The 16,766-nt window shown below is 45.0% G+C and carries 13 protein-coding genes and 1 pseudogene; 5 read left to right on the top strand and 9 right to left on the bottom strand.

Annotated features, from left to right (window positions below; all coding sequences use genetic code 11):
* Window positions 1-2,445 carry an acyl-CoA dehydrogenase FadE gene (gene fadE / locus ACHUFI_RS08240; protein WP_394248025.1) on the top strand — a complete coding sequence of 815 codons (2,445 nt, stop codon included), beginning with the start codon at window positions 1-3 and terminating at the stop codon, window positions 2,443-2,445.
* A 235-nt stretch (window positions 2,446-2,680) separates the two neighbouring features.
* On the opposite strand, the gene ACHUFI_RS08235 is transcribed toward fadE, so the two are convergent.
* Complete coding sequence (locus ACHUFI_RS08235) at window positions 2,681-3,931, bottom strand: TIGR03503 family protein (RefSeq protein WP_394248023.1); 1,251 nt, start codon at window positions 3,929-3,931, stop codon at window positions 2,681-2,683.
* An 8-nt stretch (window positions 3,932-3,939) separates the two neighbouring features.
* Complete coding sequence (gene dnaQ / locus ACHUFI_RS08230) at window positions 3,940-4,671, bottom strand: DNA polymerase III subunit epsilon (RefSeq protein WP_394248021.1); 732 nt, start codon at window positions 4,669-4,671, stop codon at window positions 3,940-3,942.
* 56 nt (window positions 4,672-4,727) lie between these two features.
* On the opposite strand from dnaQ, the gene rnhA reads away from it, so the two are divergent.
* Entirely contained in the window at window positions 4,728-5,192 is a 465-nt protein-coding gene (rnhA, locus tag ACHUFI_RS08225) for a ribonuclease HI (protein WP_394248019.1), read from the top strand.
* 26 nt (window positions 5,193-5,218) lie between these two features.
* Here rnhA and ACHUFI_RS08220 read toward each other — a convergent pair whose 3' ends face one another.
* Window positions 5,219-6,010 (bottom strand): class I SAM-dependent methyltransferase, encoded by a 792-nt coding sequence (locus ACHUFI_RS08220; protein ID WP_394248100.1) that lies wholly within the window; start codon window positions 6,008-6,010, stop codon window positions 5,219-5,221.
* Window positions 6,011-6,049: 39 nt separating this feature from the next.
* Here ACHUFI_RS08220 and gloB point away from each other — a divergent pair, with 39 nt between their 5' ends.
* From gloB to ACHUFI_RS08205, 3 genes and pseudogenes are all read left to right on the top strand, one after another.
* A complete protein-coding gene (gene gloB / locus ACHUFI_RS08215; RefSeq protein WP_394248017.1) occupies window positions 6,050-6,808 on the top strand; it encodes a hydroxyacylglutathione hydrolase in 759 nt (252 codons plus the stop codon).
* Between the two features lie 244 nt (window positions 6,809-7,052).
* A pseudogene (locus ACHUFI_RS08210) lies at window positions 7,053-8,456 on the top strand (LysM peptidoglycan-binding domain-containing protein); the annotation flags it as partial.
* Window positions 8,453-9,139, top strand: a complete 687-nt coding sequence (locus tag ACHUFI_RS08205) for a YIP1 family protein (RefSeq protein WP_394248015.1) — start codon at window positions 8,453-8,455, stop codon at window positions 9,137-9,139. The pseudogene ACHUFI_RS08210 and the gene ACHUFI_RS08205, both read left to right, overlap by 4 nt.
* A gap of 1 nt (window position 9,140) precedes the next feature.
* On the opposite strand, the gene ACHUFI_RS08200 is transcribed toward ACHUFI_RS08205, so the two are convergent.
* The 6 genes from ACHUFI_RS08200 to dnaE form a co-directional block, all read right to left on the bottom strand.
* Window positions 9,141-9,980: an endonuclease/exonuclease/phosphatase family protein gene (locus tag ACHUFI_RS08200; protein WP_394248014.1), complete on the bottom strand. Its 840-nt coding sequence runs from the start codon at window positions 9,978-9,980 to the stop codon at window positions 9,141-9,143.
* Window positions 9,981-10,039: 59 nt separating this feature from the next.
* Entirely contained in the window at window positions 10,040-10,378 is a 339-nt protein-coding gene (glnB, locus tag ACHUFI_RS08195) for a nitrogen regulatory protein P-II (protein WP_004738609.1), read from the bottom strand.
* Window positions 10,379-10,491: 113 nt separating this feature from the next.
* Entirely contained in the window at window positions 10,492-10,806 is a 315-nt protein-coding gene (locus ACHUFI_RS08190; protein ID WP_394248012.1) for a c-type cytochrome, read from the bottom strand.
* A gap of 52 nt (window positions 10,807-10,858) precedes the next feature.
* Window positions 10,859-12,178 (bottom strand): tRNA lysidine(34) synthetase TilS, encoded by a 1,320-nt coding sequence (gene tilS / locus ACHUFI_RS08185; protein ID WP_394248098.1) that lies wholly within the window; start codon window positions 12,176-12,178, stop codon window positions 10,859-10,861.
* Window positions 12,179-12,270: 92 nt separating this feature from the next.
* Window positions 12,271-13,230, bottom strand: a complete 960-nt coding sequence (gene accA / locus ACHUFI_RS08180; protein ID WP_394248010.1) for an acetyl-CoA carboxylase carboxyl transferase subunit alpha — start codon at window positions 13,228-13,230, stop codon at window positions 12,271-12,273.
* A gap of 45 nt (window positions 13,231-13,275) precedes the next feature.
* Entirely contained in the window at window positions 13,276-16,755 is a 3,480-nt protein-coding gene (gene dnaE, locus ACHUFI_RS08175; RefSeq protein WP_394248008.1) for a DNA polymerase III subunit alpha, read from the bottom strand.
* Window positions 16,756-16,766: the final 11 nt, after the last annotated feature.

The following is a 16,766-nucleotide window of genomic DNA, read 5'->3' as shown; positions in this document are numbered from 1 at the left end:
ATGGACATATTGCTCTCTCTACTTAGTGTGACCCTAGTATTAAGCGTCTGCTTATACCATCGAGTCAGCTTAGTAAAATCTTTACTGCTACTCACTACTGCAATGGTTGCATTATCTGTCGCTGACCTAGTCAGCACTACTGGTTGGCTATGTTACTTATTAGCTATAGCGATACTTGCAGTTCCAAGTATTCGCCAAACATTAATTAGCCAAAAAGCGCTTAAGCTGTTTAAGACTGTTTTACCGGCAATGTCTCAAACCGAAAAAGAAGCCTTAGATGCAGGTACCGTTTGGTGGGAAGCCGAGCTATTCAAAGGTAAACCTCAATGGGACAAGCTCCACAACATTGCAAAACCAAAACTTTCTAAAGAAGAACAAGAATTCCTAGATGGCCCTGTCAATGAAGTCTGCGCAATGGTCAGCGATTATCAAGTCACGCACGAGTTAGCGGATCTTCCACCAGAAGTATGGCAATACCTAAAAGATCATAAGTTCTTCGCGATGATCATCAAGAAGAAATACGGTGGCTTAGAGTTTTCGGCTTACGCTCAATCATTAGTACTACAAAAGTTAACCGGTGTGTCTGGTGTGCTTTCATCGACTGTTGGCGTACCTAACTCATTAGGTCCAGGTGAGCTCCTTCAACACTACGGTACTGAAGAACAAAAAAATCACTACTTACCTCGTTTAGCTGAAGGTAAAGAGATTCCATGTTTCGCACTTACTAGCCCAGAAGCCGGCTCCGACGCGGGCTCAATTCCAGACTATGGCGTGGTATGTAAAGGCGAATGGCAAGGTGAAACTGTTTTAGGTATGCGCCTAACGTGGAACAAGCGTTACATTACCCTTGCTCCTGTCGCAACAGTATTAGGACTCGCATTTAAACTGCGCGACCCAGAAGGTTTACTTGGCAATCAAGAAGATTTAGGCATCACGTGTGCGTTGATCCCAACTGACCTAAAAGGTGTAGAGATTGGTAATCGCCATTTCCCACTTAACGTACCTTTCCAGAATGGTCCAACTCAAGGTAATGATATTTTCGTACCAATGGATTTCATTATTGGTGGTCAGAAAATGGCAGGCCAAGGTTGGCGTATGCTTGTTGAATGTTTGTCTGTTGGTCGTGGCATTACACTACCTTCGAACTCAACAGGTGGTATCAAAACAGCGGCACTCGCAACTGGTGCTTACGCTCGTATCCGCCGTCAGTTCAAACAGCCGATTGGCCAAATGGAAGGGGTTGAAGAGCCATTAGCGCGCTTAGCGGGTAACGCCTACGTGATGGACGCAGCCAGTAACCTAACAGTTGCAGGTATCGACTTAGGTGAAAAACCATCGGTAATTTCAGCAATCGTTAAATACCACTGTACGCACCGTGGCCAGCAGAGCATCATCGATGCCATGGACATCGTTGGAGGCAAAGGCATTTGCTTAGGCCCATCCAACTTCCTAGCGCGTGGCTATCAAGGTGCTCCTATCGCTGTTACGGTAGAAGGCGCGAATATTCTTACTCGTTCGATGATCATCTACGGGCAAGGGGCGATCCGTTGTCACCCTTATGTGTTGGCTGAAATGGAAGCTGCTTATTCAGAAAGCTCCGATGCTGTCGATAAGTTTGATGCCGCACTGGCTGGCCATGTTAGTTTCACTATGAGTAATTTAGTTCGTAGTTTATGGTTTGGTATCACTGACGGGCTGGGGTCAAACTCACCAACCAAAGATGCGACCAAGCGTTACTACCAACAACTCAATCGTTACAGCGCAAACATGGCATTGTTATCCGATATTTCAATGGCAGTACTTGGCGGTTCATTGAAACGTAAAGAACGCTTATCTGCACGCTTAGGCGATATCTTGAGCCAACTTTACCTAAGTTCTGCAACGCTAAAACGCTTTGAAGATGACGGTCGTCAAATTGAAGATCTACCGTTGGTACACTGGGGAATGCAAGACAGCTTACAACAAGCAGAAGTGGCAATTGATGAGTTCTTAGCCAACTTCCCGAACCCTGTTATTGGTCGAGCATTACGATTTATCATTATGCCATTTGGTCGTGTTCGCCGCGCTCCAAATGATAAGTTAGATAGCAAGGTCGCAAGTATTATCCAAACGCCAAGTGCTACTCGTTCTCGAATTGGTCGTAACCAATACCTAGAACCAACAGAGCACAATGCTGTAGGCAAAATTGAACAAGCTCTAGCCATCATTCTTAAAGCAGAACCGCTATTTGATAAAGTGTGTAAAGAGACGCACAAACGTCGTCCTTTCTTAAGACTAGATCTGGTCGCTGAGATTGGTTTAGAGAAAAACATTCTAACGCAGGAAGAAGCAGATCTTCTGGTTGATGCTGAAGCGCACCGTCTTTACACCATCAATGTGGATGACTTCAATCCAGAAGAGCTAGCGGCAAAGTCAAGCTACTCCACAATGGATAACGTCGCTTGAAATAACCAAAGATAGCGAAATAACAAAGGGCAGGTGATTTTAAATCACCTGCCCTTTTTGTATTTTCTCCGCCTTACCTGACGCTTCATAGACACCTTTAATTACCTACCATGCACCAAAGCGTCTGACTAAGCTGTACTTTTATGACTGCTCAATATGCTCAACGGTGGGCTTTGATTCAATACAAAAAAGGCGAGGTATAAGCCCCGCCTTCTCTTTACATTTTTATATAAGCCTATTTTTTAGGTGCTTGGAGTTGCATCTCAGGAAGCATTTGTTTCTTCGCTTTTAGCTTACGCATGACAAACCAAATAAGCAGGCCTAAGATAATCGCCACGACATTACCAACACCGATAATGATCATATTACGCATTCTGTCCGCTTCACGTTTCTCAATCAGCGCTTTCTCAGCGGCAATCCTACGCTGCTCGGCTAAAGCTTCCTCTTGCAACCTTCTTGATTCAGCTAAGTCAACTTCTTCCACGACACTATAAGTATGCGGGTTGATGGTGAACATCAATGGGCGCTTATTAGAAGCATCATTCGCATACACACGCCCCGTTAGCGAGTAAATACCGATGTCCCCATTGTAATCAATTGACAATGGCACCTTCATCTCTTCTTCCTTCGCTTGCCCTTGTTTGTAGCTAACAAACTCATCAGGAGAAGTATGTTCCAAATGAACCGCCAAACTTCCCGGTTCAATCATCCCTTGCTCTCCAGATGTCACCATTGAGTGGGGTTTATCTTCATTTCGAGATTGAATGAAGGTAGTCGAGATTGGCGATGGATACACTAAGACTTCTTGCTCTTGAGCCCGCAGGAATACCCCATTACCAGAGGTGATCCGAACTCGATACTTCCCAGGTTCAATCTGAATCGGCAAGTTAACCGTAAACACCCCATCACCCGGGAGTTCATCAAGGTCTTGTCCATCATCCGCAAACTCCCCCATCACAATAGGGATAGGACGAGCTTCTTTAACCAAAGTATCTTCATTTTCAACAAACTTAGTAAAGGTCACTTTTAGCTTTACACGATCGAGAAAGTCACGAAGAACTAAAGGTTTACCATCAGAGGTTAAACGAGCGGTAAATTTTAAGTTTTCCGTTTGATAGACTTTGTTGGGGAATACATCGGTTGTCAGAGTCAGATGGGATAACAGCTTGATGTTATTCTTAGGAGAGACCTTACCTACTGCCTGCCAAGGCCCAGGCATCGGCTTATCAACTGAGATAATGTCCATTGATGGCTCTTGGTACCAACGAACATTATCTGCGCTGCGCCACGCATAGTACTTTTTACCATCTGGGCGCACTAACACGACAGGTTGAGAACTTTTTGAGCGATAAATCACAAAGGTTATTTGTTCGATGCTTGGATCCACTCGAAAGCGATTATCCAATAGAGTCATGCTGGACTCAGTGGCAGCATTAACTGCCACACTAACAAATAACAAACAACAGGTAATGATTACCCTCAACATAGTATCTCCTACTGACGCCAGAGGCAGCTTCCGCTCTTCTCGACGATATCTAACCGTTCTTGGTGTGCTGTTACTTCATCGGCCGTTGCACGTAAAACCTTTAGCGATTTTCGTCCAGTTTGCGCACGGCGGATCTCTTCTGCTCCGCCTTGCTGACCACCGCTAAATTGAAGCGATGTTTGACCACCGGTCATCAATAAGAAAACGTCCGCTAGTATCTCAGCATCGAGTAATGCCCCGTGGAGGGTTCGGTGAGAGTTATCAATACCGTAACGTTCACATAAAATATCTAGGTTATTACGCTTGCCAGGGAAAATTTTCTTGGCCATCGCCAAGGTATCCGTCACCTTACAGAAGTCGTCCGTTTTGCCTATCGACGGATCATACTTCTCAAACTCGTAATCCATAAAGCCCGTATCGAAGGGCGCGTTATGAGCCACCAGCTCCGCATCTTTAATAAACTCGAGAAACTCGTCATGAATATCTTGATAAAGCGGTTTATCAATCAAGAATTCATCAGTAATACCATGGACTTCTACGGCTTCTTCTTGAATCGCACGATCCGGCTTTAGGTAAACATGGAAGTGTCGCCCGGTCAGCTTTCGGTTGATGATTTCAACCGCACCAATTTCAATAATTCGGTGGCCAAGGTAGTGTGGCCCACCTTCAGTGTTCATACCGGTTGTTTCGGTATCGAGTACGACGATACGTTTGTGTTCAGAATTGTTGCTGGTATTCATAAGGATAACTGTGTCAGACTATGCCAATAATGCGCTTCAGGTAATAGTATCAAATCATGACGAAACAAGTTGAAATTTTCACAGACGGTTCTTGTTTAGGTAACCCAGGTCCCGGTGGCTACGGAATTGTACTTCGCTACAAAGACGTCGAGAAAACCCTAGCGAAGGGCTATACCCAAACAACCAACAATCGAATGGAGATGATGGCGGCTGTCGTGGCACTGAAAACCCTCAAGGAGCCTTGCTCAGTGATATTGACCACCGATAGTCAATACGTACGTCAGGGTATTACTCAGTGGATACACAATTGGAAGAAACGCGGTTGGAAAACGGCCGATAAAAAACCGGTTAAGAACGCGGACTTATGGCAAGAGTTGGATAAAGAGACCGCTCGTCATGATGTCGACTGGCGCTGGGTGAAAGGCCACGCCGGACACCGTGAAAATGAAATGTGTGATGAATTAGCAAGAACGGCAGCGGAAAACCCAACAGAAGAAGATACAGGCTATAAACCAAGCTAATCAAATAGAATGACCAATAAAGCCACCTACTTCCTTGGTAGTGTGGCTTTTTTCTTACCTATCGCTTGAGAATTCATGGTCTGAACATCTCGCCGAACATTCGTATTCAAGCTCGCTCCCACTGGAGACCAGCGACGCTTTAAATGCCAGTGAGGCTTAATCGGTTTAAGTGGGTAAGTGCGTTTTCGCGCCACAATAAAATACTGACTTCCTGCACCTGATGCCCAATCACCTAAGCTATTCTCTAACCAAGTCCACATGGTTTGATACTTCTTCATTGGAAACAAAGCGTACATATCACAATGAGTAACTTGATAATTCAGTACACCAAGCCAATCTTTAATACGACTCGGCGTATACATACGTCCACTCCACGGAAGATTATTTTTCCGCCAAGGCATTAGACTTGCCAAACCGGTGAAACTTAAAGGGTTGAAGCCCGTAATAATCAAATACCCATCATCCATCATGACTCGGTCTACTTCACGTAGTAAGCGGTGTGGGTCATTACTATAATCAAGTTGATGGCTAAGTATCACTACATCAAAGCTTTTTTCCAAAAAGGGCAAATTATAAGCATCTGCAGCAACATTATGTAATGGGTTCTGGCTATCTAGGTTTACTTGATGTTGAATGTTACATGTAGCGCTGGTTAGCTCACAGCTCAGCCCGCCTAATTTGAGCATATGGTAACCAAAAAGTTTTGGGCACCACTCATCTAGGCGAGTCTGTATCGATTCGCACACCCAATCCCCGTTGTGTAACTGGGACCAAGTATAAGGGTGCTCGATTTTTTGACGGCTACGTGCAGGCTTAATCAACAATCTGTCTCACTTATGATGACTGGAGAACCAATAATGTTATATATCAAAAGCATACCCGCATTTAACGACAATTACATCTGGCTGATACAAAATAGCGATCGCCGTTGTGCTGTTGTTGATCCAGGAGATGCCGCTCCAGTACTAGAATATTTGCAGAAACATGAGCTAACTTTAGATGCAATCTTAATTACGCACCACCACCATGATCATATCGGAGGCGTGCCTGAGTTAGTTCGACAATTCCCTAAAGTTGATGTCGTCGGCCCGAGAGATGAACCCATTCCAACCTTGACGCACCCGGTAGAAGACGGTGATCAAATTGAGTTATTTGATGAAGTGTTCTTAGTGCTCGGCTTAGGTGGACACACCAAAGGTCATATAGGCTATGTTGGGGATGCGAAACTATTTTGTGGTGACGTTCTATTCTCGGCAGGTTGCGGCCGTATCTTTGAAGGCACACCAGCGCAAATGTTCGACTCATTGAACAAAATTCTTGCGCTCCCTCAAGAGACTGAAGTTTACTGCGCCCATGAATATACCGCGAGTAACGTTGCTTTTGCGCTCGCTGTGGAACCGGATAACGATTTACTTCACCAATATCGTGACGAAGTGAATCGACTACGCGCTCAAAACAAGCCCACCATCCCAACCACCTTACGCCAGGAAAAGTGGGTCAATCCTTTCCTACGATATACTCAACCTAGCGTTATTAAATCGGTTTCAAACCGAACACCTCAAACCGATCCTTTGTCAATTTTTACTGCATTACGTGAGTGGAAGAACGAATTTTAACGATTTGTTGCTTGTCACTCATATAGTGTGACAAGTATTATCAGCAGCCGTTTATATAAAAGGCTGTATCATGCGAGTTAAATACAGCTGGGCATTGGCATTCCTGCTTACCGGTTGCCAATTAACTCAGTCAGATAATCCAGACCAAGGGTCAGAGCAAACGAACCAACCTACTCCTGACCAACAGGTAAAATCAGAGGTTGTTTCGACTCCTTCTCAATCAGAAAAAGCGGTTGAACCACCAGCTCCAGTCATCACCCCTCAAACTCAAGAAGACGTCTGGCAACGTATTGCTATGCAACTTGAGATGACTGTCCCAGACCACAAGAAAGTAGATTACTACCGAACTTGGTATCTTAAACACCCAAATCATCTAAAAACCGTATCCAAGCGCGCAGAACCCTTTCTCTACCTCATCACAGAGAAAATCGAAGCTCGAGATATGCCTTTAGAGCTGGCACTCCTACCGGTTGTAGAAAGCTCTTTTGACGCCTTCGCCTACTCTCACGGCAGCGCTGCTGGGCTATGGCAGTTTGTACCGGGTACGGCTGATTGGTTTGGACTAAAACAAGATTTTTGGTACGACGGAAGACGTGATGTCGACGCCTCTACAGACGCAGCCCTCAATTATCTAACCTACCTAAACAAACGCTTTGAAGGAAACTGGAACCACGCAATCGCCGCATATAATAGTGGCGGCGGACGAGTTTCAAGTGCAATAAGGAAAAACAAGAAGCTCGGTAAGCCAATTGATTTTTTCTCTTTAGATCTTCCTAAAGAAACCAGTAGCTACGTACCTAAATTATTAGCTCTCGCAGACATCGTCGCCAATCAGGAAAAATATGGTCTAAACATTCCAGCCATAGCTAACCAACCTGTACTTGAACTGGTAGACCCTAAAGAACAGCTCGATCTCGCCATCGCTGCAAATTATGCAGGTATCTCCGTTAAAGAGCTGCAAGGCTATAACCCAGCGTATAATCAATGGGCTACCGCCCCTGACGGCCCTCATCAACTATTGCTACCGCTATCTTCCGTTGAACGATTCAATCAAGAAGTTGAGAATAATCGCGGCAAAGGAATGAAACTGGTTCGTTATAAAGTGCAATCAGGCGATAGCCTTAGCGTGCTTGCGAACAAATACAACACCACGACTAAAGTGATTCGCTCAGCAAATGGCATGAGCAATAACAATATTCGTATTGGCCAACACTTAATGATTCCAACCTCGACTAAAAACGACAAAGTTTATGCGTTAAGTGCTTCTAACCGCCTTGCTAGTACCCAATCGAAATCTCGTGGTAAATATAAGCTAACCCACACCGTAAAAAGCGGTGATAGCCTATGGGATATCGCGCGTGCAAACAAAGTCTCTCACCAATCTTTAGCAAAATGGAATGGTATGGGACCTCGTGACACACTTCGAGTCGGCCAAGAACTGGTAATTTGGAAGAACAGCAGTGATGGCGCGATCATCCGTACTGTTTTTTATAGCGTTCGCTCTGGTGACACCATCAGCGGAATTGCAAACAAATTCAAAGTAAAGAGTTCAGATATCGTTAAGTGGAACACGCTACAGAAGAAAAAATACTTACAGCCAGGTCAAAAACTGAAGCTGTATGTGGACGTAACTAAGGTAAGTGTATGAACCCGTCAAGTAACCCACTCGTCATGCTGTTGGATATTTTCCGCTCACCAACAGCATGTTTCCTAGCGTTATATCAACGTGGAGCATGGGGCTGGCAGCCTTATATTATTTTAATGCTGAGCCCTTTCTTATTTTGGGGAGCTTATTTCTCCAATATTGACTTCAATTGGCTGAGTGGCGAATTAGCACTTCAGTTGGCAGTGACAAACCCAAGCCAACTCGAAATACTCGACAGCAACACGCTGCTCGCCAGTGAGATCATCAGTGATGTCTTCGGCCGTACTCTTGCAATCATCATGTTGGCATTTTGGTTCAACCTTGCAGCCAAACCTAGCCAACACCAGCATGGCTACTGGAAATGGTTTGCTGCTTCTTCCGTAGTGATGTTCCCAGCTGTTCTCGGTGATGTCGCAAGCTATGCGAGTCTACTGCTAAAACATGGTCAGGTAATGAATTACGCAGCCGACCTAAACAGCTTAAATGGTTTAATCAAACTCCCCCTAACCAATGAATGGTCTCAGTTCGCGAGTTCACTGCCCTTGCTATTACCTTGGTACATTGTTCTTGGTTATGCGGCAGTTTTAACGTGGACTGAATTTGAGCGAGGACAAGCCCTTGTCATCTCAGCTTTGCCTTGGATTGGCTACTACGTGATTTGGGCACTTTACCTACTGATTTTTTAATCTAAAGAGAAAAGTGCACTTTCATCGGATTGTGATCAGAGGCGTCTGTTATAGGCGCCTCTGCTGTTTCTAGCGTTAAGTTTTTATAAAAGACATGATCCAAAGATAACCCCGACACAAACTGTGTTCGGTTATCTGGAGTAAAGTTCACCTCGGCTAAACCAATTTTGAATAGTTCAGACTTCAAAACATCCATTCTTGACTCACTCCAACTATTAAAGTCCCCTGCGAATATCATTGGCCCATCATGCAGCGCCAGCTTATCAGTCAATACTGATAACTGTTTTACGTAGTCTTCAGTCCCTAAAGTAAAGTTAATAGCATGAATGTTAATAACGGCAAGCTGCTCACCATTGTCTAGCTCATAGAGCGTCCATAACGCTGACTTAGGCAATTGCAGCCAAGGCTCTGTATAGGTAAAGCCACATGCTTTTGATGGAAGTTGCGCTGCTAGGCTAAGTACACCTGCACTGGTATTAAATGCTTCAAACGCATTAACTTGATTACTTCCCCAGCCCATATTGGCAACCCACGCTTTTAGCTCACCAGTCATGCTCGCTTCTTGTAACAATATGAGCTGAGTATCTGCAGCATACTCTTGTAATGCCTGACGCCAATTTGGTTTGTTCTGCTTATAAATATTCCAAACCAGTACACTAATTCCGTTAGCAGTCGCGATCGGAGCGGGAGCCGCGTTGTCAAAACAGCTGTATTGCTTTTGTATCTTTGAAGGGCTTTCAACCACCAGTTCAGGTTGAGGTGGGATGGTAAAAATGGAGTGGTAGGCAACCACGGCCACCATGATAAAAAATCCAAAAGTTAGACTGATTTTCTTATACATATAACTCGATATACAAAATGAAAAAGGAGCGATAATCGCTCCTTTTATTGAATTCTATTTTAAACGGCGTCTTCGTCTTCTTCGCCAGTACGAATTCGCACTACGCGTTCAACGTCGGTAATAAAGATTTTACCGTCACCGATTTTTCCGGTTTGAGCCGTTTCAATAATGGTATCGACACATTGGTCTGCCACTTCGTCTGTCACTACAATTTCTAGTTTCACTTTTGGCAAGAAATCGACCATGTACTCAGCACCGCGGTACAACTCAGTATGACCTTTTTGGCGACCAAAGCCTTTCACTTCAGATACCGTCATACCCGTAATGCCCACTTCTGCTAGCGCTTCACGCACGTCATCAAGCTTAAATGGCTTAATAATGGCTTCAATTTTTTTCATGTTCATCCCTTAAACTTTGCTAATCGAGCTATTATCGGTTAGCTATTCCAAACATTCAATCAAAAAAGCCAGAGCGACTTTGCTCTGGCTTCTAAAAAAACTAACAACTTAAATTACTTAAGGCTCGCGTAGTACGCTGCTAAGTTTGCAATGTCAGCGTCACTCAGCATAGAAGCTTGCGCCTGCATTACTGCAGCAAGACCGCCATTACGCTCTTTGTTTTTGTAGGCATTCAAAGAAGATATGATGTATTGCTCATTTTGACCTTTAAGGTGCGGATAGCCTGGGATCATAGCAATGCCGTCAGCACCGTGGCACGCAGCGCATACTGCAGCCTTTGCTTGCCCCGCAGCTACATCACCTGCAGCCATCGCATTACCACTTAATAAACCCAAACCAAGAACTAATCCTAAAGCGACTCTTTTCATTGCTATTTCCATATTTATTTTTATGTAAAGATAAATGGAATTGTGACATAAATTATGAGTGCTTACTCCAGATAACTTCACAATCTTGACCATCAAATGCACGATCAACGAACAAACCAACGACACACACCACTTGATCTTCATGCATCAATATCGGGGTTCTCCTCCTCAACCAACTTGGTACTTGGTATTCTTGGAAAAGCTTCTTCAGCTTTCGACTATGGCCTCTACCAACTGGATGAGCCTTAAGCCCTTCAGGATCAAAAATAACATCAAGTTGTGCTACCCCTTTAGGCAAGGCGATCGAAAGCGATGACCCGCTAGGCGTCAGACAAAGTGTGCCAAGCCCATCGGGTAAACCTACCGTTTCACCTAAGTGGATAACCGACTGCCAACGAGAGATATCTTGTGTTTGAGAAACCCAATAAAGCCTTTGTTCGAAGCGGCGAATACTGCCATTAGCTAACACAAGTTCAGGGTTAGCATCTCGCTGAGCACAAGCAACTTCATTCCAGATCGCATGCAATTGCTTTTGGCTAGGCATCAAGCACCCTAGTTTTGAAAACCACATACGAATTAGACGTAATCTTAGTAAAGGAGAGTGGCCTGACACAGCCTCGATACTCAAACTGAGGTCCGGTTGCACCGCTTGGTTTAAATGGGAATCAAGCAGTTCATCTAATAGCATTTCCTGTTCAGCACAAAGATGAGCAGTTCTTTGAACTGATGTACGAAAGCTAGGCCAACGCTTGGTCAGCACTGGCGTCACTTCGTGTCGCAAGAAGTTACGCTCGAAACGTTGATCCTGATTGCTCTCATCTTCAATCCAATTCAAGCGTGAGAAGTGAGCGAAATCCTCAATATCAGCTCGGCTTGCATCCAATAAAGGTCGTAATGCCACGGCCTCTCCAAAAGGCATACTCGAAGCCATTGAAGATAAACCTTTAGGCCCACTCCCGCGCTTTAGCGCCAGCAAAAAAGTTTCCAGTTGGTCATCACTATGCTGACCAAGAAGTAGTACATCCTGCGCTCTAAGATGACTTTTCAATGCGTTATACCGAGCATCACGAGCCAACTTTTCAATGCTACTGCCAGACTCAACATCCAAGCTGACCCTCTCTACTACAAGTGGGATCTTTTTCTCATCACAGCAGCCTTGGCAATGCTTTACCCAGTCATCAGCATTCTCACTCAACCCGTGATGAACATGGACTGCAAGACACTCTATGCTTGGGAATTCAACTTGATATTCTTGAGCTAATTCAAGCAGCACTCGAGAATCGACACCGCCACTAAACGCAATGACAAGCCGCTTCGGTTGTGATGGTAAAGAACCTAGTGAATGATGAAAAATCTCAGAAAGCGTCGGCATGCTAAAACCAGAAAGGTGGATGTTGCGACCATAATAAAAAAGGGTTGGCACAACGTCCAACCCTTTCAATACAATATTATCTTCTTGCTAGATTAGCAGTAACCGTAGCTCATCAGACGCTGGTAACGGCGCTCGAGAAGCGTGTCATTATCAAACTGCTCTAGTTCTTCAAGCTGCTTAACTAGCGTTGCTTTCATATTCTCAGCCATTTGGATTGGATCACGGTGTGCGCCACCTAGCGGCTCAGGAATGATCTCATCAATTAGCTCCAGCTCTTTTAGACGAGGAGCTACTAGACCCATAGCTTCAGCTGCTTGTGGCGCTTTGTCTGAATCACGCCATAAGATTGAAGCACAACCTTCAGGAGAGATTACTGAGTACGTCGAGTACTGAAGCATGTTCACGTAGTCGCCAACACCAATCGCTAGTGCACCACCAGAACCGCCTTCACCGACAACGTTACAAATTACTGGCACTTTTAGACCAGCCATTACTTTTAGGTTTTTCGCAATCGCTTCAGACTGGCCGCGCTCTTCCGCGCCAACACCCGGGTATGCACCAGCAGTGTCAATGAAAGTGATAATAGGCATATTGAAACGCTCAGCCGTTTCCATTAGACGTAGCGCCTTACGGTAACCTTCTGGTTTCGGCATACCAAAGTTACGGATCACTTTTTCTTTAGTCTCACGACCTTTTTGGTGACCGATAACCATAACAGGACGACCGTTTAGACGAGCCATACCACCAACGATAGCTTTATCGTCAGCGTAAGCGCGGTCACCCGCTAGCTCTTCAAATTCAGTAAATACGTTTGCTAAGTAGTCTTTCGTATATGGGCGCTGTGGGTGACGAGCAAGTTGAGCGACTTGCCATGCACCTAAATCACTAAAGATTTTCTGTTTAAGCTCTAAGCTCTTTTTCTCTAGTTGTTCAATTTCTTTGTCTAGATCTACCGCAGTGTCACCACCATGACGAGAAACGTCACGTAACGCTTCAATTTTTGCTTCAAGTTCAGCGATAGGCTTTTCAAATTCTAGAAAGTTCAGGCTCATCTATGAATCCTTGTTGATTCAGCTCTCAAGTAGGCGGAGCTAAATTTAGTTAAATTCGAGTTCTACTTGGCCATTGCCAAGCAGCTGTTTTAATTCGTCTAGTAATGTATCACTTGGCGTTACACGCCATTCGGTGCCTAAAGTTAACCGCGCTCTCGCGTCGGCACGTTGGTAGTATACATTGACTGGTACTGTTCCGGCTCTATGCGGCTCTAAGATTTGACTAAATCGTTCAAAAAATTGGCCATCAATTTGTGATTCATCAATCGAGATCGATAATCCACGTGCATATTTTTCGCGGGCGCTTCCGAGATCCATAACCTCGCGCGCGGACATTTTAAGGCCACCGTTAAAGTCATCAAAGCTGACCTGTCCGGAAACGACCACAATTTTATCTTTTTCGAGAAGTTCTGCATACCTTTCAAGCGCATCCGAGAATAACATAACCTCCATTCGACCAGAACGGTCATCAATCGTCATCAGACCGATTCGCGTTCCTCGTTTAGTGGTCATGACACGAGCGGCAATCACTAAACCAGCTATCGTCAATGATTGATCACGCCTTGTTGGCGTTGCATCATTCAAACGGCAGCTCGTATATTTAGCTAGCTCCTTGATGTAAGCATTAACAGGGTGACCGGTTAAGTACAGGCCTAGCGTTTCGCGTTCACCTTCAAGCCACACTTTTTCTGGCCACTTCGGCACTTGCGTGTACTTTTGTTCGACTTCTTCTGGCGCATCCGTTAACACACCAAACATATCAGATTGACCGAAAGACTCAGCGTGGTGATGTTGGCTCGCCGCTTTCACCGCATCGTTTAACGACGCCATCATCGCCGCGCGGTGTGGGCCTAGCCTATCCAATGCACCCGAGTAAATCAGTTTTTCAATCACACGTTTGTTGACCTTCTTAAGATCAATTCGGGCACAGAAATCGAATAAGTCTTTAAAGTAGCCGCCTTTTTCTCGCGCTTCAATAATGGCTTCAATAGGGCCTTCACCAACCCCTTTAATTGCGCCGATACCGTAAACGATGGCACCTTCTTCATCCACATTAAAGCGATAAAGACCAGAGTTAATATCCGGTGGAAGTAGTTTAAGCTTCATGCGGATACATTCGTCAACCAGACCGATAACCTTTTCCGTGTTATCCATATCCGCCGTCATTACCGCTGCCATAAACTCTGCAGGGTAATGCGTTTTAAGCCAAAGCGTTTGATAAGAAACTAATGCGTAAGCAGCCGAGTGAGATTTGTTGAAACCATAACCTGCGAACTTTTCTACCAAGTCAAAGATCTTCATGGCAAGTTCGCCATCAACACCATTGGCTTCCGCACCTTCTTTAAAGGTACCACGCTGCTTCGCCATCTCTTCGGGCTTTTTCTTACCCATCGCACGACGCAGCATGTCCGCTCCACCCAGCGTATAACCTGCGAGGATCTGTGCGATCTGCATTACCTGTTCTTGATACAGGATGATGCCATAGGTTGGTTCTAGCGTATCTTTTAGCGATTCATGTTGCCATGTTTCATCTGGGTAAGAGACCGCTTCTCGACCGTGCTTACGGTCGATAAAGTTATCTACCATGCCTGATTGCAGTGGGCCCGGACGGAACAAGGCCACCAATGCGATGATATCTTCAAAACAGTCAGGCTGAAGACGTTTGATCAGGTCTTTCATACCGCGTGATTCCAGTTGAAATACCGCAGTCGTTTCAGAGTTTTGTAGTAGGTTGAACGACGCTTGGTCATCCAGAGGGATCGATTCAATACGAACCGGCTCTTTACCTTCTCTCTTTAAGCGCGGGTTCACTAGCCCCAACGCCCAGTCGATGATCGTCAGGGTACGTAGACCCAAAAAGTCAAACTTAACCAAGCCCGCGGTTTCAACGTCATTCTTATCGAATTGCGTTACCGGGAAGTTACCTTCGGCATCGGCATAGATTGGGGCAAAGTCGGTTATCGTGGTTGGTGATATTACAACACCACCCGCGTGTTTACCGGCGTTACGCGTACACCCTTCTAAGATGCGACATTTATCGATCAGCTCGCGAACTTCTTCATCACCATCGTAAAGTTCTGGCAATGCAGGCTCTGCTTTAAATGCTTTTTCAAGCGTCATCCCTGGATCGGGCGGAACCAGTTTTGAAATACGATCAACGAAACCAAACGGGTGCCCTAGTACACGGCCAACGTCGCGGATTACCGCTTTTGCTGCCATGGTACCAAAGGTGATGATCTGAGATACCGCATCACGGCCATACATTTCGGCAACGTGATCAATAACTTGATCACGCTTATCCATACAAAAGTCGATATCGAAATCGGGCATGGATACACGTTCTGGGTTCAAGAAACGTTCGAATAGCAAATCGTACTCAAGCGGATCCAAATCCGTAATATCTAACGCATAAGCAACGAGGGAGCCGGCACCGGAACCACGTCCCGGACCTACAGGAACATCATTGTCTTTTGACCACTGAATGAATTCCATTACGATCAAGAAGTAACCCGGGAATCCCATGTTATTGACAACTTCAAGCTCAACTTTTAGTCGCTCATCGTATTCTGGCCTACGCTCAGCACGCTCTTTTTCATCAGGGAATAAAAACGCTAAACGGCGCTCAAGGCCCTCTTCTGACTTCTTAATTAAGAAGTCTTCTATTGCGAGTCCTTCTGTTGGGAAGTTAGGTAAGAAATACTCCCCTAAACGCACAGTCACGTTACAGCGCTTGGCTATTTCGACACTATTTTCTAACGCTTCTGGAATATCAGAAAACAGCTCACACATCTCTTCTTCAGTACGGAGATACTGCTGGGCACTATAGTTCTTTGGCCTACGAGGATCTTCGAGCGTAAAGCCATCATGGATTGCAACCCGAATTTCATGCGCATCAAAAAAGTCTTCAGAAAGAAAAACCACTTCATTGGTCGCGACAACAGGTAAGTCCACTTGCTCTGCAAGCTCTAGAGCAAAATGTAGGTAAGACTCTTCGTCAGGTCTCCCTGTACGGATCAATTCGAGGTAAAAGCGATCTGGGAAATGAGTTTGATAGAAGTTCACACACTCTTGAACTAAAGGCTGGTTGCCTTTGAGTAGCGCTTTGCCAATTTCACCGCTTTTTGCACCAGATAAAACAATCAGGCCCTCGTTGTATTTCGCAAGCCATTCTTTATCAATAACTGGCTGATGTTGAACGTGGCCACGAAGGTAAGCTTCTGAAATTAGCAATGTGAGATTGTTATAGCCTTTATTATCAACAGCTAAAACGGTGAGCTTTGTTAGCTCTTCACCAAACTCCGGTGACTGCATCAGGAAGTCAGCACCAATGATTGGTTTAACACCACAACTATGTGCCGTACCATAGAATTTAACGAGGCCGCATAAGTTGGTGAAGTCGGTCAGTGCCACCGCAGGCATGCCCATTTCCGCAACTTTTTTAACTAAAGGTGGGACCTTAGAAAGGCCATCAACCATAGAAAAATCACTGTGTACCCGTAAGTGGACGAATTTTGGATCTGACATTCATTGTTCCT

Source organism: Vibrio profundi (assembly GCF_043642225.1).
GTDB classification, from domain to species: domain Bacteria; phylum Pseudomonadota; class Gammaproteobacteria; order Enterobacterales; family Vibrionaceae; genus Vibrio; species Vibrio profundi_A.
Note: the sequence above shows the minus strand (reverse complement) of the source record. Positions and strands in the feature narration are given on the sequence as shown.